The 19,949-nt window shown below is 42.9% G+C and carries 16 protein-coding genes and 1 riboswitch; all 16 genes read left to right on the forward strand.

The window, feature by feature from the left end:
- Positions 1-648: 648 nt before the first annotated feature.
- The 16 genes from dnaA (at position 649) to OCV70_RS12230 (ending at position 19,919) form a co-directional block, all read left to right on the forward strand.
- The gene (dnaA, locus tag OCV70_RS12155) at positions 649-2,013 is read left to right on the forward strand and encodes a chromosomal replication initiator protein DnaA (protein WP_117849613.1); all 1,365 of its coding nucleotides are present in this window, start codon (positions 649-651) and stop codon (positions 2,011-2,013) included.
- A 278-nt stretch (positions 2,014-2,291) separates the two neighbouring features.
- Positions 2,292-3,407: a DNA polymerase III subunit beta gene (gene dnaN, locus OCV70_RS12160; RefSeq protein ID WP_021924413.1), complete on the forward strand. Its 1,116-nt coding sequence runs from the start codon at positions 2,292-2,294 to the stop codon at positions 3,405-3,407.
- 50 nt (positions 3,408-3,457) lie between these two features.
- Positions 3,458-3,679 (forward strand): RNA-binding S4 domain-containing protein, encoded by a 222-nt coding sequence (locus tag OCV70_RS12165; protein ID WP_408610255.1) that lies wholly within the window; start codon positions 3,458-3,460, stop codon positions 3,677-3,679.
- 1 nt (position 3,680) lies between these two features.
- Positions 3,681-4,772, forward strand: a complete 1,092-nt coding sequence (gene recF, locus OCV70_RS12170) for a DNA replication/repair protein RecF (protein WP_021924415.1) — start codon at positions 3,681-3,683, stop codon at positions 4,770-4,772.
- 61 nt (positions 4,773-4,833) lie between these two features.
- On the forward strand, positions 4,834-7,464 hold the full coding sequence (locus OCV70_RS12175; RefSeq protein WP_243176625.1) for a P-loop NTPase family protein: 2,631 nt from the start codon (positions 4,834-4,836) through the stop codon (positions 7,462-7,464).
- A gap of 60 nt (positions 7,465-7,524) precedes the next feature.
- Entirely contained in the window at positions 7,525-8,400 is an 876-nt protein-coding gene (rsmA, locus tag OCV70_RS12180; RefSeq protein WP_021924417.1) for a 16S rRNA (adenine(1518)-N(6)/adenine(1519)-N(6))-dimethyltransferase RsmA, read from the forward strand.
- Between the two features lie 682 nt (positions 8,401-9,082).
- Positions 9,083-9,532, forward strand: a complete 450-nt coding sequence (locus OCV70_RS12185) for a DUF1002 domain-containing protein (RefSeq protein WP_021924418.1) — start codon at positions 9,083-9,085, stop codon at positions 9,530-9,532.
- A 454-nt stretch (positions 9,533-9,986) separates the two neighbouring features.
- Positions 9,987-10,892: a S1 RNA-binding domain-containing protein gene (locus OCV70_RS12190; protein ID WP_021924419.1), complete on the forward strand. Its 906-nt coding sequence runs from the start codon at positions 9,987-9,989 to the stop codon at positions 10,890-10,892.
- Positions 10,893-10,909: 17 nt separating this feature from the next.
- Positions 10,910-12,577 carry a putative manganese-dependent inorganic diphosphatase gene (locus tag OCV70_RS12195; protein ID WP_117849622.1) on the forward strand — a complete coding sequence of 556 codons (1,668 nt, stop codon included), beginning with the start codon at positions 10,910-10,912 and terminating at the stop codon, positions 12,575-12,577.
- Positions 12,578-12,612: 35 nt separating this feature from the next.
- Entirely contained in the window at positions 12,613-13,203 is a 591-nt protein-coding gene (locus tag OCV70_RS12200) for a flavin reductase family protein (protein ID WP_173767916.1), read from the forward strand.
- A 60-nt stretch (positions 13,204-13,263) separates the two neighbouring features.
- Positions 13,264-13,779, forward strand: a complete 516-nt coding sequence (locus OCV70_RS12205; RefSeq protein WP_021924422.1) for a shikimate kinase — start codon at positions 13,264-13,266, stop codon at positions 13,777-13,779.
- An 89-nt stretch (positions 13,780-13,868) separates the two neighbouring features.
- Entirely contained in the window at positions 13,869-15,161 is a 1,293-nt protein-coding gene (locus OCV70_RS12210) for a UDP-N-acetylglucosamine 1-carboxyvinyltransferase (RefSeq protein WP_021924423.1), read from the forward strand.
- 113 nt (positions 15,162-15,274) lie between these two features.
- A riboswitch (SAM riboswitch) is annotated at positions 15,275-15,376 on the forward strand.
- Positions 15,377-15,482: 106 nt separating this feature from the next.
- A complete protein-coding gene (metK, locus tag OCV70_RS12215) occupies positions 15,483-16,682 on the forward strand; it encodes a methionine adenosyltransferase (RefSeq protein WP_021924424.1) in 1,200 nt (399 codons plus the stop codon).
- 212 nt (positions 16,683-16,894) lie between these two features.
- Positions 16,895-17,827 carry an SH3 domain-containing protein gene (locus OCV70_RS12220; RefSeq protein ID WP_173767918.1) on the forward strand — a complete coding sequence of 311 codons (933 nt, stop codon included), beginning with the start codon at positions 16,895-16,897 and terminating at the stop codon, positions 17,825-17,827.
- A 263-nt stretch (positions 17,828-18,090) separates the two neighbouring features.
- Positions 18,091-19,233: a sensor histidine kinase gene (locus OCV70_RS12225; RefSeq protein ID WP_173767920.1), complete on the forward strand. Its 1,143-nt coding sequence runs from the start codon at positions 18,091-18,093 to the stop codon at positions 19,231-19,233.
- The gene (locus tag OCV70_RS12230) at positions 19,230-19,919 is read left to right on the forward strand and encodes a response regulator transcription factor (RefSeq protein WP_021924427.1); all 690 of its coding nucleotides are present in this window, start codon (positions 19,230-19,232) and stop codon (positions 19,917-19,919) included. The genes OCV70_RS12225 and OCV70_RS12230 overlap by 4 nt, the downstream gene beginning before the upstream one ends.
- Positions 19,920-19,949 lie beyond the last annotated feature (30 nt).

The following is a 19,949-nucleotide window of genomic DNA, read 5'->3' on the forward strand; positions in this document are numbered from 1 at the left end:
TCCTAATTTTGAGGTTTACGTAACATTATCCACATTTTGTGGATAACTTGTGGATAACCCGTGGATTTTCTGCAAAACTATCCACTTTTTAATGTTGATTTTTACGCATTTATTACAAAAAACAGCATCTTTCGAGGGGTTTCGACAGTGGATAGAGTTATGCACATAAATTTCAATTATTGAAACCTGTAAAACCATGTTATGGTAACCAGTTTAGTTATCAACCTTGTTATCCACATTTATCCACACACAAAATGTTGATAACTTTGCAGGTTATTCACAAGATATCCTCCTGGTTTTCCATGGGAATTTTTCATTATCCACTGTATTTTTCTTTAATTGTGGATGTATTGTGGACAATTCTACACGATTCTTCCTTTATTTTTTCTTTTTTTCCGCGTTCTGCTACATTTTTACCCTATCTCCTCAGGTCTTCCACCTTTATGTGGATTACTCTTCCATTTTTTCGTAAAAAATCCGGAAAATGTGCATAATTTTCTTATTTATATAAGAATTTCTCATTGCTAAAAAACGTGATTTATTATAATATATATAAGGATATTTATGTCCTTTAATGGCTTCTGTATCGGGGAAACCGATTATTTCCCTCGATATGTTTATAAATCAGATGTGTTACGGGAGGAAAACATGAGCACAGTAATAGAAAAATGGGATGAAATCCTGGAAATTGTGAAAAAGGAGCACGATCTTTCCGATGTTCGCTTCGATACCTGGCTGAAACCCCTGAAGGTTTTCGATGTAAGTGGAAACGTGGTTACCATTATCGCATCTGATCAGGTACGTTTAAGCTATATTAATAAGAATTATAAGCTGCCTCTGCAGGTTACAATAAGCGAAGTTACCGGAATGACGGATTGTGAAGTTAAATTTATCCTTCCAGAAGATGTTCCCACCAAGAAATCCACTTCCGAATCCACACCTGATCAGAATAACCGTTTTAAGGACAGATGCGAAGAAGCAAATCTGAACCCGAAATATACATTCAATACCTTTATTGTGGGCAGTAACAACAAGCTGGCACAGGCAGCAGCCCTGGCCGTAGCGGAATCTCCGGGAAATACCTACAATCCGCTGTTTATCTACGGTGGAGCAGGACTGGGCAAGACCCACCTTATGCATTCCATCGCCCACTTTATTATTGAAAATGATGATGACAGCAAGGTTCTCTATGTTACCAGCGAGGAATTTACCAATGAGCTAATCGAGACGATCCGTAACGGAAACAATACCGCTATGAGCAAATTCCGTGAGAAATACCGTAACATCGACGTCCTTCTTATTGATGATATTCAGTTTATTATAGGAAAAGAATCCACTCAGGAGGAATTTTTCCATACATTTAACAGTCTCTACAGTGCTAACAAGCAGATTATCATATCTTCCGATAAACCGCCGAAGGATATGGAGATTTTAGACGAGCGCTTCCGTTCGAGATTCGAATGGGGCCTGATCGTAGACATTACTTTACCGGATTACGAAACCCGAATGGCTATTCTTCATAAGAAGGAAGACATGGACGGCTACAACGTAAGCGAAGATGTTATCAAATATATTGCCAATAACATCAAATCCAACATTCGTGAGCTGGAAGGTGCCTTTAATAAAGTAGTTGCATATGCAAAGCTTGAGAAAAAAGAGGTAACTCTTGAGCTGGCCGAGCAGGCACTGAAGGATATCATCGCCCCCAATGAAACCAAACAGATTACCGCAGACTACATTATATCTATGGTAGCAGAGCATTATAATGTAAGCACTGCAGACCTTTGCGGAAATAAGAGAAGTTCCAAGATTGTTATGCCAAGGCAGGTTGCCATGTACCTTTGCCGCGAAATTCTGGCGATCCCGCTGAAAAATGTAGGACAGTATCTTGGAAATCGTGACCATACAACCGTTATGCACGGTGTTGAGAAGATTGAAAAGGAGCTCCAGACCAACGAACAGCTGCAGAGCACAATCGATACTTTAAAGAAAAAAATTAATCCACAAACTTAACACATTTTTTCCACATTTCATGTGTATAAGATGTTGATACTATGTGTATTAATGTGAATAACTTTTGCCTTAAAAATCGCGAATGTGGTTTTACACAGGTTATTCACACCCTAATCCAATAGTTTTACACGAAGTTATCCATATCCGAAACCCTTTTAATCACTGGGCGGAAGGGAGTTTTTCACATATTCACACCCCCTACGGCGGATACTGCGGATATCTTCTTAAATATATTTAATGAAAAACCCATTTTCTCCAGAAAGGAAGTTATACACATTATGAAAATCATTTGCTCCAAAACAAACCTGTTGAAGAGCGTCAGCATTTCATTAAAAGCTGTACCCTCCAAAACAACAATGCCAATTCTGGAATGTATTCTGATTGATGCAACTGCTAACCAGATCAAGTTTACAACCAATGACATGGAACTTGGAATCGAAACAATTGTTGAAGGTTCTATAGAAGAAAAAGGTATGGTTGCTCTGAATGCAAAGATCTTTTATGAGATTATCCGCAGACTTCCAGACAACGATGTTACCATCAAAACAGATGATAAATACACTGCAACCATCACTTGTGAGAAAGCAAAATTCAATATTCCAGGAAAATCTGGTGAAGATTTCGCATATTTACCGATGATTGAGCGAGATGACCCCTTAACTATCTCTCAATATACATTAAAGAATATGATTTATCAGACAATATTCTCAATTGCAGTCAACGATAACAACAAATTAATGACTGGTGAGCTGTTTGAAATTAAGAACAATTGTCTGAAAATTGTTTCCCTGGATGGACACCGTATTGCGATCCGCAAAATGCCTCTCAAGAAAGACTATTCTGACCGCAAAGTTGTGGTTCCTGGCAAGACTCTGAACGAGATCAGCAAGATTTTATCCGGAGAAATGGATGATGTGGTAAGTATTTACTTTACAAATAACCATATTTTATTCGAATTTGACCAGACAATGGTAGTTTCCCGTCTGATCGAGGGCGAATATTTCCGTATTGACCAGATGCTTTCCAGTGATTATGAGACCAAGCTTTCCATAAACAAAAAGGAATTTCTGGATTGTATCGATCGTGCCACACTTCTTGTAAGAGAGGGAGACAAGAAACCAATCATTATTCATATCACAGATAACAATATGGAGCTGAAGATTGATTCCGCTATGGGTTCCATGAATGAGGACATTGATATTGAGAAAGAGGGAAAAGATATCCTGATTGGATTTAATCCCAAGTTCCTGATCGATGCCCTTAAGGTTATTGATGATGAAATGATCGACATTTATCTGGTAAACCCGAAGGCACCGTGCTTTATCAGAGATGAAGAGGAAACTTACACATATCTAATCTTACCAGTTAATATAAATCAGAACCAGGCAAGATAAAGCTGGCTTTTGGTAAGACAGGAAAGGCTGCCGAAAGGGCAGCAGGAGGTATATTTTTGGAAATCAGAATCAGAGATGAATTTATCAAGCTGGGCCAGGCACTGAAACTGGCTGACCTTGTTTCCGATGGTGTTGAAGCCAAATATGTGATTAACGACGGGCTTGTGAAAGTAAACGGAGAAGTGGACACCAGAAGAGGCCGCAAGGTTTATGGCGGTGACGTTATTTCCTATAACGGCCAGGATGTGAAGGTTCTGTCAGGAAACGAGTAATATGGCTTATATTGAATCCATAAAATTAAGCAATTTTCGAAACTATGAGTCATTGGAGCTTTCTTTTGACAAAGGAACGAATATTTTCTACGGGGACAATGCCCAGGGAAAAACAAACATTCTGGAATCTGTCTATCTTTGCGGGACGAGCAAATCCCACAAAGGAAGCAAGGATAAAGAAATTATTCGGTTTGACCAGGAGGAATCCCATATCCGGATGATGGTAGGAAAGGATTCCATGACCTACAAGATCGACATGCACCTTCGGAAAAATAAAGCCAAAGGTGTGGCAATCAACGGACTTCCCATCAAGAAGGCCAGGGAACTGCTGGGAGTGGTGAACCTGGTTTTCTTTTCCCCGGAGGATCTGAACATTATCAAAAACGGACCGGGAGAGCGAAGAAGGTTTATGGATGCAGAGCTTTGCCAGCTGGATAAGCTGTATCTCACGGATCTTGCAGACTACAACCACGTTCTGAATCAGAGAAATAAGCTTCTGAAGGACATGTACAGGCAGCCAGAACTTGGTTCCACTTTGGATGTATGGGACATGCAGCTGGTTACCTATGGACGGAAAATTATTGAAAAAAGAAGAGAATTCGTGGAAGCGCTGAATGAGATCATCAGGGAAATTCACCGGAATCTTACTGGCGGCATTGAGAATATAGAAGTGATCTATGAGCCAAGTGTGGAGAGTGAAGAGCTGGAGCAGAGTCTCTGGCGGAACCGTGACCGGGATCTTCGGATGAAAATGACATCTTCGGGACCGCACAGGGATGACCTGATGGTTTCGGTAAATGGAATTGATATCCGCAAGTATGGCTCACAGGGGCAGCAGAGGACGGCTGCGCTTTCCCTGAAGCTTTCGGAGATTTATCTGGTGGAGAAGATCGTTCACGACAAACCGGTACTGCTTCTGGATGATGTGCTTTCCGAGCTGGACAGCAGCAGGCAGAATTATCTTCTTGAAAGCATACACGATATCCAGACCATGATCACATGCACTGGCCTGGATGATTTTATCAGTCATCAGTTTCAGATCAATAAAGTTTTTCATGTTGTGGCGGGACAGGTTTATTTGCCGCATAAATAAGCTTGCGAAGTAGAATAGGTTATGCTAAACTTGCAGTAACTATGGAAAGTTGGTGAAAATTTTGGATAAAGAAGAATTTCGGGTTAAACTTGAAGAGATTAACCATTTAGTAGAACAGAAAGATTATAAAGGCGCTATGAATGTAGTCGACAGCATTGACTGGCGCCGGGTAAAAAATGTTCGGACACTTTGTGTGGTTGGTGAGATTTACGCAGCCAATAAGCGCTATGAGGACAGTAAGGAAATTTTCCTCCTTGCTTATCACAGAGCTTCTATTGGCAAGAATATTCTTTATCGCCTGGTAGAGGTTTCACTGAAAATGGGAGATGTTTCCGATGCGGTGGAATACTATGAGGAGTATAGAGAGGTTGCGCCGAATGACAATACCCAGTACATTCTGAAGTACAAAATTTTGAGAGAGAAGAAAGCACCTCTCGCAGAGCAGATCAAGGTTCTGGAGGACTATAAGGAGAAGGAATTTACCGAGAAATGGTCCTATGAGCTTGCCAAACTGTATTATCAGGACGGAGACAAAGAGAAATGTCTTGAGCTTTGCAATGAGATCATCCTCTGGTTTAATGAAGGCAGCTATGTTATGAAAGCCATGGACCTGAAGCAGCGTATGGGTGCCCTTAAGGGTGAAGAGAAAGAGCGCTATGAGCAGCAGTTTGTGCCCAAGCTTCTGAAGCCTGAGGATGTGGACAGCATCAAGGTAGAGGCAGAAGAAAAGTCTGCTGAGCCTCAGACTAAATCAGGTGAGCAGGAAATCGAGAGCATTCAGATCAAGTCTGAAGAGCTGGATGAGGTGGAGAGTCTCCAGGATAAGATTTCCAAAGGTCTTCGTGATATTTTCGGAAGCCGCAAGATGGAAGAGACAGAAGACAGCATGGCTTCTTCTGTGACAAGCGAAGAAGTTCAGGAAGAAATGCTCCGTGATCCAGCAACTGAGAAAGAGTACGCAAGCGTACCGGAGCTTGAGCCGGAGACCGGAAAGGTGAAAGAAGAGAAAAAGGTTGAAGTTGAGGAGAATCCAGCAGAGCAGGATTCTGAGGCTGATGCCGACAGCAGTGCAGATGAGGCTGCGGAAGGTGAAAGTGTTGAAGAGCCTGAGACTACTGAGGATACAGAAGAAGCTGTAGAGGAAGTTGCTGAAGCAGAAACAGATGCTGAAGAAACTGCAGAAGAATCGGTTGAAGCAGAGCAGGACACCACAGAAACAGAAGAGGAGTCCCAGGAGGCAGCACCTCTGAAAATGCCGACCCTGAATATTCCGGAATCCATGAAGAATATGAATCCGGATGAAGTGGAAATTCCAAAGGCACCTGCACAGAATAATCTTTTTGGCGATGACTCTGAAGAAAAAGAGGAAGCAGCGGAAGAAGAGAAGCCGGAAGCTGATCTGAAGGATTTCAATCTTGAGGATACCATCCTTGCTGCTGCATCCGCACAGGGAATTGAGATTCCGGACGAGCATCCGGATGAAGCAAAAATAGAGGAAGAGAACGAGGAAATTGCAGAGGCTGCAAAAGAAGTTCCGAAGAAATCCCATAAGAAGAAAAAACCTGTTGTACAGCTTGAAGAAGAGGAATTTTTAAGTGAGGAAGATCTTCAGGCAGCAGAGGATGAATTCATGAACGGACCAGCTGGACGCAGAAATGCAGATGAAGCTATGTCTGAGGACGAGTTCATTGCCAATATGCTTAAGGAAAGCATGGGACAGGATGAAGACGAAGTTCCCAATATTGCAGCCGTAGAGGATGCGAAAGAAGTGGATGATGATTCTGAAGACGATGAGTATGACGAGGATTCCGAATACGAGTCTGAAGATGAGGAAGAAGAAGCTGAGAAGGCACCTCTTAGTGAGGAAGAGGAACTGGAGCAGTTCATCGATTCCATCCAGCCGAAGAAGAAAAATAATCCGTCAGATATTATTCCGAGGGAGAAAACTCTTACAGATGATGAGAAGAAGCTGTTTACATACTTTGTAAAGGTTCCGGGAATGAAGGAACAGCTGATCAGTGCACTTTGCGATGTGCAGATGGCAGCAGCTGACAAGACCTCCAAGACTGGAAACGTCATTGTTATGGGCGGCAAGGAGACAGGTAAGACCAGACTGATCGCAAGCCTGATTCCGGCAATCTGTAAAGAACTGAATCTGCCGGCATCCAAGGTGGCATATGTATTTGCAGACCAGCTGAACGATATGGAGATTGCGAAAGTAGTGAATAAGCTTCGCGGCGGTTTCCTGGTTATTGAGAATGCCAACCAGCTTACTGCAGAGACAGTGGAGGTTCTGGATAAAGCTATGGAGTTCCGTACAGACGGACTTACTGTGATCATTGAGGATGAGAAGATCGGAATGCGCAAGCTGATTGCCAGATTCCCGAAATTTGCGAAGAAATTCACGTCCATGATCAACATTCCGGTATTTACCAATGACGAGCTTGTAAACTTCGCAAGAGTTTATACGAAAGAAAATGGATTTAAGATCGATCAGATGGGAATGCTTGCATTGTATAATCTGATTGGTGTGAACCAGAAGGAAGACCAGCCAATGAACATCGGTGCAGTGAAGGAAATGCTTGACACTGCAATGGCGAAATCTCAGGGCGGACTTCTGAAGTTCAACAAGAAAAAGAGAGTGGACCGTGATGGATTTACGGTTCTCTATGAGAAAGATTTTGCGAAATAAATAATGACAGAGCAGTGGTGCTTAACCGCTGACAATATTTTAAAGAAAGAGGAAATGAACATGACCAGACCTTATTTAGGAAACCCGAAGTATACCATTGAAGTCCTTCAAAAGTATAATTTTGCTTTCCAGAAAAGGTTTGGTCAGAATTTTCTTATCGATACTCACGTTCTGGAAAAAATTATCGATGCTTCCCAGATTACCAAGGATGATTTCGTTCTGGAAATTGGACCTGGTATTGGAACTATGACCCAGTATCTGGCGGAGGCCGCCAGGGAAGTTGTGGCTGTGGAGATTGATAAAACATTGATTCCTATTCTGGAGAATGACACGCTTAAGGACTGGGATAATGTGACTGTGATCAATGAGGATATCCTGAAAGTGGATATTGCGGCGCTGGCGCAGGAGAAAAACGGCGGAAAGCCCATCAAGGTTGTTGCGAATCTTCCGTACTACATTACCACACCGATCATCATGGGACTTTTTGAGAATCATGTCCCCATTTCTTCTATCACCATTATGGTGCAGAAGGAAGTTGCGGACAGAATGCAGGTTGGACCAGGAACGAAGGATTATGGCGCATTGTCGCTGGCTGTACAGTATTATGCGAAGCCCCAGATTATTGCCAATGTTCCGCCGAACTGTTTTATGCCAAGACCAAAGGTGGGAAGCGCTGTGATCCAGCTGGTGCGCTATGAGGAGCCGCCGGTACAGGTGGAGAATGAGAAGCTGATGTTCAGGCTGATTCGTGCATCCTTTAACCAGCGACGCAAGACACTGATAAATGGGCTGAAGAATTCACAGGAGCTGGATTTTTCCAAAGAAGAGATTGAGAAAGCTATGGCTGAGACCGGAATTCCGGCAAACGTAAGGGGCGAGGCTCTTACATTGAAGGAGTTTGCGGATCTGGCGAATGCGTTTCATAAATTAAGATAAGAAGGAAGGTAAGAACGGGGCTTTGGCCCCGTTCTTAATATCTGCGGATTGCTACGCAGTTTAGCTGCTCCCGCAATCCTACAAACATTCAGAATCCGCTGATTTACTGCGTAAATCGCTACTTCTTCATGTTTGTGGGTTCCAAGTTTAAAAGCGTTACCATGCAAACACGCTCTAACGCTTTTAAGTTTGGAACCCTGATATTACAAATAAAAATCACCCGGTGGCTAGACGGGTGATTTTTATTTTGTCTCAAATATATTTTTTAAAAGGAAGGAGAGTCAATCACTTCTAAGTGACTGACATATGAAAAAGAAATTTTATAAAAATAATGTTGGCTGTTATTATTTTTATGATGTTAGTATATCGGGAAAGTTTGAAAGAATCGTGTTTATCTTATGAAAAATTAGTGAACGAAATTGAAAAGATTTGTAACCGCTGGAAAAAAGCCCCTTTTTTGAGCATTAGTTATAAAAATATTATGAAGTTTTTAGATGCATTTTACAAATTCAAAAGAGGAATGTAGTATAATAGGCTGGAATCTGGAAGAGAATGAGGTGTGTATATTTGAATGGTTTTGGGACGAAACAGGACAAATATACCAGATATGAAGAGGTATCAGCTCATTTGTGACCAGTTTCAGGTAATTTGTGAACGAAACGTTAATCAGGAGGTAACTATCATGATAAAAATGAAAAAATCAGCAGCACTTATTCTTGCAGGAGTTCTTGCATGTTCCGCACCAATGCCGGTTATGGCATCAACAGACACTGAAGTGGTAGAGAGTCTTCTTGACAGCGGAATTGATTTTCTTGCTTCCGATCCCCAGAAGGCAGTTGATATTATTATGTATGCCAAGGATCTTGTTGACCAGCAAAATATTACAGATGACCAGGTAAGAAGTGCCATCACTCAGGCAGCAGACCATTTCAGTGTAACCTTATCCGATTCCGAGGCAGATTCTCTTGTTTCCGTTGTACGCAAGGTTCTGGATGCACAGATCAATGAGGATGCACTGAGAAGTGATGTAAATTCTGTGTACAACAAACTGAAAGATATGGGTGTGACAAAGGATGATGCCAAGGGTCTTGTGGCAAAACTAATTGATTTTGTAAAAGGATTGTTTGAATAAAAATAAGAAAATGTGCAAAATGTATAGCTTTATCAAACTAAAGTGTGAAATGTGATGTATTATTTTTATAAAAATAGAGGAAAATGAAAAGACAAATTGTGCAAATAAACCAAAAGTTCATTAATAGTTCATATTTTGTTCATAAGTATCTGATACTATATAATCAGTTCGAAAGAACACACACAGAAGACGTTGTAATGACACCATTACACATAAAATTTTTTCATAATAATCGCCCCGGCAGCCACTGTCGGGGCACTCCTCGTTTTATACGGGGATTTTTTTATTTGCAAGGAAATATTGGTGTGCTATAATGAAGCCAAAAACATGGGCGTAGCACATGTTTTTGGCGCTACGCAAACGGAGCGCAGCGGAATTCGCGGTTTCCGTCGGGCAAAGCACATAGTTTCGCGAATCCCGCGGTTTTTCCAAATTAGGAAAGGAGTCATAGGTCATGGCAGAGACAATGAAAGATTACGAAGCTGAACTGGAAGCTTCTTTTAAGAAAATTGAAGAAGGCGACATTCTTACAGGAACAGTTGTGAGTGTAGATGATAAAGAAATTATTGTAGATCTGAAATATTATGCAGAAGGAATCATCCCGATAGAGGATTACAGCAGAGAACCTGGATTTAACGTAAAAGAAGAGGTACATCCAGGAGATGAAGTTTCCGCAACAGTAGTAAGAAAAGATGACGGAAACGGCAACATCCTTTTATCCAAAGTAGAGGCAACAGATGTTCTCGCATGGGATAAATTAAAAGAAATGAAAGCTTCCGGCGAAGTTCTTGACGTAGTTGTAAAAGGCGTTGTAAACGGCGGCGCAGTTGCCTATGTAGAAGGCGTGCGCGGCTTTATCCCTGCATCCAAGCTTGCCTTAAGCTATGTAGAAGATACCAACGAATACCTGAATAAACATATCCAGGTTCAGGTAATTGACGTAGATAAAGAGGACAAGAAGCTGATTCTTTCAGCCAAAGAAATCCTCAGAGAGAAAGCAGAAGAGGAAAGAAAGAATAAAATTTCCAATATCCAGCCAGGCTTTGTAACAGAAGGAACAGTAGAAAGCCTTCAGCCATACGGTGCATTTGTAGACCTTGGAAACGGCGTATCCGGACTGGTACATATTTCCCAGATCTGCGAGAAGAGAATCCGCAAACCATCTGAAGTACTTGCTGTAGGAGACAAAGTAAAGGTAAAGGTTACTGCAGTAAAAGACGGCAAGCTGAGCCTGAGCATCAAGGAAGCAACCGATATGATGGCAAAAGAAGTGGAAGAAGAGGAAATCGAAATTCCACAGTCAGGAGAAGAAGCAACCACATCCCTGGGCTCATTATTTGCAAACATTAAGCTGAACTAACAGAAGGAAGAATGTGAATGAAGAATCAGAAAGTATTTGTAATGGGACACAAAAATCCGGATACAGATTCCATCTGCTCCGCGATTGCTTATGCTGATATCAAGAACAGAACCACTCAGACCAAGCGCTACATTCCAAGACGCGCAGGCCAGATCAATGAGGAGACCCAGTATGTGCTGAACCGTTTTGGCGTGCAGCCGCCAGCCTATCTGGGAAACATTGGAACGCAGGTAAAGGATATGGACATTCGTCCGAAGCCGGATGCAGACCGCACCATGTCCCTGAAAAATGCCTGGGATATGATGCAGAACAAGGGAATTGTTACCCTTCCTATCTGCAACAGTGATGATGAACTGGAGGGAATCGTAACCATCGGAGATATTGCCGATATTTATATGGATACCAAGGACAGCTATCTTCTTGCCAACGCCAGAACCCAGTACAACAAGATCAAGGATACCCTTGACGGTGAGATTGTAGAAGGAAACGGACACGGTTATTTTACCAAAGGAAAAATCCTCATCGGAACCGCAGATCCGGAGATGATGAAGAAATACATCGAAGAAAACGATATGGTTATTCTTGGAAACCGTGAAGAAGATCAGCTAAAAGCAATTGAGATGAACGTAAGCTGCATTATTGTGGGAATGAATATCCAGGTAAGTGAGAAGGTAATTCAGAAAGCACATGAGAGGCAGATCGTTATTATTACATCCCCATATGACACTTACACGATTGCCCGAATGATCAACCAGAGTATTCCGGTAAATTACGTGATGAAAAAAGATAATCTGGTTACTTTCAGCACGGAGGATTTCACTGATGATATTCAGGATGTTATGATCAAGCACCGTCACCGTGCTTTCCCGGTTATCAATAAAAGGGGAAAATGCGTGGGAACCATTTCCAGACGAAATTTCCTGGATATGCACAAGAAGCAGGTCATTCTTGTAGATCACAATGAGAAAGACCAGGCTGTTGACAATATTGAGAAAGCAGAAATTCTTGAGATCATCGATCATCATAAGCTTGGTTCTCTTGAAACCATGAAGCCTATCAACTTCAGAAATGAGCCGGTAGGCTGTACAGCGACAATCCTTTACCGGATTTATGACGAGCAGAGACTGGAAATTCCGCCTAAGATCGCGGGACTTCTTTGCGCTGCTATTATTTCTGACACCTTAATGTTCCGTTCTCCGACCTGTACACAGCAGGATAAGATTGCAGCAAGCGCCCTTGCCCTTATTGCAGATATCAAGATTGAAGAGTTTGCAAGAGAAATGTTCAAGGCAGGAAGCAATCTGAAGGATAAGGCACCTGAGGAAATTTTCTATCAGGATTACAAGAAATTTATTGCAGAGGGAAATGTGGCATTTGGTGTTGGCCAGATCAGCTCCATGGACGAGGAAGAGCTTCAGGAAATCAAAGCCCGCCTGAAACCGTTTATGGTAAGCGAGTGCGGCCGTCATGGAATTTCCCGTGTTTACTTTATGTTAACCAATATTATGGACGAGTCCTCCGATGTAATTTATTACGGAGAGGGCAGCGAGGAGATGGGAAAAATTGCGTTCCAGCAGGAGCCTGAAGATGAATGCTTCCACCTCAAGGGCGTAGTTTCCCGTAAGAAGCAGATGATTCCGGCTATGATGGAGGCTGCTCAGGTCATGGCAAATGATTTCAACTAATGCCCATTTATTTCACATAAAAGAGGAGTAGAAATATGGCAAAACAGACCTGGAAACCAGGCAATATGCTTTATCCCCTTCCAGCTGTGATGGTCAGCGTTACAGACGGAGAGGGCAACGATAATATCATAACGGTGGCGTGGGCTGGTACTGTGTGCACTAACCCGCCAATGGTAAGCATTTCCGTTCGTCCCAGCAGATTTTCCTACGACATGATCTGCAAGACGAAGGAATTTGTCCTGAACCTTACCACAGAGGAGCTGGCATACGCTACCGATTACTGCGGTGTGCGCTCCGGCAGAGATGTAGACAAATTCCAGGAGCTTCATCTTACCAAAGAAAAGGCAGATCATGTGAAAGCACCAATGATCGGAGAGTCACCTGTAAATATCGAATGCAAGGTGAAAAAGATTGAGAAGCTTGGTTCCCATCACATGTTTCTTGCTGAGGTTGTGGCAGTGCATGCGGATGAAGCCTACATGGATAAAAACAATAAATTCCAGCTGAATCTATCCAAACTGATGGTGTATTCCCATGGAGAATATCTGGGCCTTGGCAAAAAGCTGGGCACGTTCGGATACAGCGTAAAGAAGGGGAAAAAACGCGCAAAAACCCGAAATAGGTAACAATTTCTTAATGGGATTGCAATAATGTTTATTCTGTGTTATTATTAAAGGGAATATCGAATGAAAATAAATAATATTACATTAATTGGAATGCCCGGTGCAGGTAAAAGCACTCTGGGCGTTGTTCTTGCGAAAATACTTGGATATGAATTTTTAGATTCAGATCTTTTAATACAAAAAGAAGAAAAAAGACGTCTTTATCAGATCATTGATGAAGAAGGCGAAGAAGGTTTCAAGGCCATCGAGAACCGTGTAAATGCGTCTATAGAAACGGAAGACACTGTAATTGCTACCGGAGGAAGCGTGGTATACTGCAGTGAAGCGATGGAGCATTTGAAATCAATTGGAAAAGTAGTGTATCTCAGACTTTCCTTGGAGTCTCTTGAGAAAAGACTTGGCAATCTTAAGAAAAGAGGCGTACTTTTGAAGGAAGGGCAGACTCTTAAGAGTCTGTATGAAGAGCGTGTTCCCTTATACGAGAAGTATGCAGACATTGTGGTAGATGAAGAGGGGAAAGATTTGGAAGCAAGTCTGCAGGCACTTTTGGAAACACTACAGAAAGAAATAAATAAGTAACTTGGCAGGCTGCTGTTTATGGTGGTCTGTTTGAACTGTAGACAGAGGAGAGCCAGGAGCTCGTGGAGTAAGAATAATAGAGGTGTGTTATGGAACAGTATGTGATTAAAGGTGGAAATCCGCTTGTAGGTGAAGTGGAGATAGCAGGTGCGAAGAATGCTGCCCTTGCTATTTTATCAGCAGCTATCATGACGGATGAGACCATCCTGATCGAGAATCTGCCTGACGTTAGAGACATCAATGTTTTACTTGAAGCAATTGCAGGAATCGGTGCACAGGTTGACCGAATTGACAAGTCAACAGTTAAGATCAATGGTTCTACCATTGGGGATGTAAGTGTAGATTATGAGTACATTAAGAAGATTCGTGCATCATACTATCTTCTTGGTGCTTTGCTTGGCAAATATAAAAGAGCGGAAGTTCCGCTTCCAGGCGGATGCAATATTGGAAGCCGTCCAATCGACCAGCATCTGAAAGGATTCAGAGCCCTTGGTGCCAAGGTGGATATTCTTCACGGCGCAATTGTTGCAGAGGCAGCAAATCTTCATGGCAGCCATATTTTCCTTGATGTGGTTTCCGTTGGAGCGACGATTAACATTATGATGGCAGCATCCCTGGCACCAGGCCGCACGATTATTGAGAATGCAGCCAGAGAGCCTCACGTTGTAGACGTTGCCAATTTCCTGAATAGCATGGGTGCCAATATTAAGGGTGCAGGTACAGATGTGATCCGTATCAAAGGTGTGGAGAAGCTTCACCGTACCGAATATTCCATTATTCCGGATCAGATCGAGGCTGGAACTTTTATGTTCGCGGCAGCAGCTACTGGCGGAGATGTGACTGTAAGAAACGTGATCCCGAAGCATCTTGAGGCTACCACAGCCAAGCTTGAGGAGATTGGATGCGAGGTACAGGAGTTTGATGATGCAGTACGTGTACGCGCTGTGAACAGACTTCATCGTACTCATGTGAAGACTCTTCCATATCCCGGATATCCTACAGATATGCAGCCCCAGATTGCAGTGACACTGGCACTTGCAGAAGGCACCAGTATTGTAACAGAGAGTATTTTTGAGAATCGTTTCAAATATGCAGACGAGCTTTCCAGAATGGGTGCATGCATTAAGGTTGAGGGTAATTCCGCAATCATTGATGGTGTGGAGAAGCTGACAGGTGCGAGAGTAAGCGCACCGGATCTTCGTGCAGGAGCAGCCCTTGTAATTGCAGGCCTTGCAGCAGAGGGAATCACCATTGTGGATGATATTGTTTATATTCAGCGTGGATATGAGAATTTTGAGGAGAAGCTCCGCAGTCTGGGTGCTGAGATCGAGCGCGTTTCCAGCGAGAAAGAGATCCAGAAATTCCGTCTTCGCGTAGGTTGATAGGAATTTATAAGGGATTTGTTACAAAATAGTCAAATCCTCTTAAATGTCTATTGACATTTATAAGCAATCAGTATATTGTATTGCTTGCAACAGGAAAACTGAAGAATAGCCTTTTATTCAGAGTGGTGGAGATACATAGGATCTATGAAGCCACGGCAACCCCTTGAAGAAGAGGAAGGTGCCAACCTGAGCGAGTAATCGAACAATAAGAGGATTGTTTATATAAACGTCATTTATAAGACAGTCCGCTTGTCCGGGCTGTTCTTTTTTTGCGGGAAATGCAAATCCCGTCCAACGAAGAAAGGAAAAAAATAAGAAATGGAAAATAAGGAGAAAATTTTATTTACATCCGAGTCTGTAACTGAAGGTCATCCGGACAAAATCTGTGACGCGATTTCCGATGCTATTCTGGATGCACTGATTGCACAGGATCCAATGAGCCGTGTAGCCTGCGAGACTGCTACCACTACAGGTCTTGTTCTGGTTATGGGAGAGATCACTTCCAAAGCAAACATTGACATTCAGTCTATCGTAAGAGAAACAATCCGTGAAATTGGTTACACCCGTGGAAAATTCGGATTTGATGCAGATACCTGCGCAGTTATCACAGCACTGGACAAGCAGTCCACAGATATTGCAATGGGTGTTGATAAAGCACTTGAGCAGAAGGAAAACCAGATGGATGAGGACGAGCTTGATTCTATCGGAGCTGGCGACCAGGGCATCCAGTTTGGTTATGCTTCCAATGAGACAGAAGAGTACATGCCATATGCAATCAACATGGCACATAAGCTTGCACGTCAGCTGACTAAGGTTCGTAAAGACGGCACTCTGAAATACTTAAGACCAGATGGAAAAACACAGGTAACTGTAGAGTATGATGAGAATGGCAAGCCATTCCGTATTGATGCAGTTGTATGCTCTACCCAGCATGATCCGGATGTAACGCAGGAGCAGATCCATGCAGACATCAAAAAATATGTATTCGATGAGATCATTCCAGCTGATATGGTAGATGAGGATACCAAGTACTTTATCAATCCTACCGGACGTTTCGTAATCGGAGGACCAAACGGAGACAGCGGTCTGACAGGACGTAAGATTATCGTTGATACTTATGGCGGAACAGGTCGTCACGGCGGCGGAGCTTTCTCCGGAAAAGACTGCACAAAGGTTGACCGTTCTGCGGCTTATGCAGCACGTTATGTTGCAAAGAACATTGTCGCAGCAGGACTTGCTGACAAGTGCGAGATCCAGCTTTCCTATGCAATCGGTGTTGCACACCCAACATCTGTTCATGTAGAGACATTTGGAACTGGTAAAGTATCTGATTCCAAACTGGTAGAGATCATTCGTGAGAACTTTGATCTTCGTCCGGCTGGAATTATCAAGATGCTTGATCTTCGCCGTCCGATCTACAAACAGACTTCTGCTTACGGACACTTTGGCCGTACAGATGTAGACCTTCCATGGGAGCACCTGGACAAGGTTGAGAATCTGAAAAAATATCTTGCTTAATTTATCAGGGGCTGCAGCTATTGCTGCGCTGTGCAAGTGAGAAATTTGTTATCCATAATAGCCTGGGAGAGACTTGAGAGAGTTTTTTCCAGGTTTTTTTGTTGTAAAAAATAATTCTACGTTTGTAGAAAAAACTCTTGACATTTTATTTCTACAGTTGTAGTATATAACCATCTTCTACAAAAGTAGAATGATAACAGGAGGAAACGCGTATGAAAAGGAGAAATTTATTAACAACAATTATGGCAGCTGTTATGGCTGTAGTTATGATAAATACTGCGGCAGGATGCGGAGAGACCAGCGGTCAGACCACAGCACCTGCAGCATCCAGTCAGAGTGCTTCTAAGAGTGAATCTGGCACTGCGCAGAAGAGTGAGGCGAAATCCAGGACGAATAATGTGCCAAGCTCTGCTGCAGCAAAAGCCGCTTCCACTGATAAAAATTCCAGTGAAAATATCCAGAAAACGACTTCCTTTAAGCTTTATATCATTTCGAAGGATGGCGTGAATGTGAGACAGAAGCCATCTACCAGTGCGGACTCTCTTGGTCTTGGGGATTATGGAAGCTCCTATACCTGTGAAGGCTCTGTTATGGGGGAGGACGGTTCATCCTGGTATCAGATCAGTTATCTGGGTCAGACTGGGTATGTGGCAACTGCATATGCATCAAAGAATGATCCTTTTGGCAGCAGCTCTGAGAAAAAGGACACATCCGCCGGTTCCGCTGCTTCTAATTCCGGGAATACAGCAGGAACTGCTGACGAGGATGACCCGGATGGGGAAGCTTATCTGAATCTGCGGACCATATATCTGACTTCAGAAGATGGAACCGTGGTGGCAATTAAAGAGCAGACCAACGGCGATTATGCATACCGCGATGACAGCGGCGTTGGCTATGTTGCCATTGATGAGGATACCCAGTGGAAGGATCAGTACGGAAATACCTATTCTGTTTTGAATGATGAAACACATCGTTTTGGAATTGTAATGGAACAACATACCATTACATCATCTGACGGCACGACGGTTACCGTTACCGAAAAAGCAGATGGCGAATATCACTACCGTGATGACAATGGAACTGGTTATACCGACAATGGCGATGGAACCTGGACCGACGAAAATGGAAATTCTTATACGGAGTAATTGAATATACAAGTTAGCCCTTTACAGGGAAATTCCCCTTTATAAAAACTGTCCTTCTTGCGGGCAGTTTTTTTCTTGCCTGGAATGTGCTTTACGCCGGTCCATTTTTTTAATAGAAAATTTAGAGATGGAAATGCAGCTTTATGCTATAATTCTAATATGATGCCGGGAAAAGCTGACTTTCATATATTGTGATGGCGTCGGCTGGCAATATGTCCGCTTGGCCCGGAGATTATGACAGACAAAAAGAGGAGAAAGCTGCTATGAAGCTGAAAACAAGAATTATTCTGGGATTCACCATGATTATTCTGATGCCGCTGCTCTTATTCGCTGCTACCCTATATGGCTTCAGCCAGTCACAGAAAACGCAGGTTCAGACGGAAAGTGACGGCACAGTCTATGATATTTCCATAACAGATTCAGCAGACAGCCAGGGCAGGGTGCATGTGATGGCCAAGGACCTTTTTATCAGTGCATTTATTATTCTGATTTCTGTTGCGCTTGTGGTTGGTCTGTGGGTGTACCGAAGCATTGCCGTACCGCTGGTGAAACTAAAAAAAGCGACGCAGAATATCAAAGAGGGAAATCTTGACTTCGTCCTGGATGTGGAAGGAAATGATGAATTTTCAGAGCTATGCCAGGATTTTGAGGAGATGCGCCGCCGTCTGAAGGAATCCACAGAAGAGAAAAATCTCATTGAAAAAGAGAATAAAGAACTGATCAGTAATATTTCCCATGATCTGAAGACCCCCATCACAGCGGTAAAAGGCTATATAGAGGGAATCATGGACGGAGTTGCAGACACACCGGAGAAAATGGACCGTTATGTGCGCACCATCTATAATAAGACCAACGAGATGGACCACCTGATCAACGAACTGACCTTTTATTCTAAAATTGATACCAACCGCATTCCCTATACCTTCGGTAAGCTGAATGTAGAGGATTATTTTGCAGACTGCGCAGAAGAAGTAGGACTGGAACTGGAAACCCGGGGAATCGAACTGGTATATGCCAATTATGTGGAAAAGGACGTTATGGTAATCGCTGATGGAGAACAGATCCGGCGAGTTATACATAATATTATCAGCAATGCTATAAAATACATGGATAAGCCAAAGGGAATTATCCAGATTCGAATTAAGGATGTGGGCGATTTCATCCAGATTGAGATCGAAGACAATGGAAAGGGAATCGGGCCGAAGGACCTGCCTTATATTTTTGACCGTTTTTACCGCACGGATGTTTCCAGAAATTCTTCCAAGGGCGGAAGCGGAATCGGTCTTTCCATTGTGAAGAAGATTCTGGAAGATCACGGCGGCAAGGTCTGGGCCACAAGCCGGCTTGGAATCGGCACTATTATGTATTTTGTACTTAGAAAATACCAGGAGGTACCAATGAAATGAGCAGAATACTGATCATAGAAGATGAAGAAGCAATTGCGGAGCTTGAGAAAGATTATCTGGAGCTTTCCGGATTTGAGGTGGTTATTTCCAACAGAGGAGACCTGGGGCTTGAGAAAGCATTGAACGAGGATTTTGATCTGATCATTCTGGATCTGATGCTGCCTGAGGTGGATGGATTTGAAATCTGCCGTCAGGTAAGGGAAGCTAAGAATACTCCGATCATTATGGTCTCCGCCAAGAAGGATGACATTGATAAGATTCGCGGATTGGGACTTGGAGCAGATGATTATATGACCAAGCCTTTTAGCCCAAGTGAGCTTGTGGCGAGAGTAAAGGCACATATGGACCGCTATAACCGTCTGATCGGTTCCACGGTACAGAAGAATGACACGATTGAGATTCGCGGAATTAAGATTGATAAAACTGCCCGCCGTGTGTGGGTGAATGGGGAAGAGACTACTTTCACCACTAAGGAATTTGATCTCCTTACATTCCTGGCGGAGAATCCAAACCGGGTATTTACCAAGGAAGAGCTTTTCCGTGAAATCTGGGATATGGAGTCTGTGGGAGACATTGCCACCGTTACCGTCCATATCAAGAAAATCCGTGAGAAAATCGAATATAACAATGCGAAGCCGCAGTACATTGAAACAATATGGGGAGTTGGATACCGATTTAAAATGTAAAGTCCTGAAATTACAGGCAGACAGAGAGGT

Origin of the sequence: Blautia acetigignens, from assembly GCF_025566865.1 — a bacterium.
In the GTDB taxonomy this organism is placed as follows: domain Bacteria; phylum Bacillota; class Clostridia; order Lachnospirales; family Lachnospiraceae; genus Blautia_A; species Blautia_A acetigignens.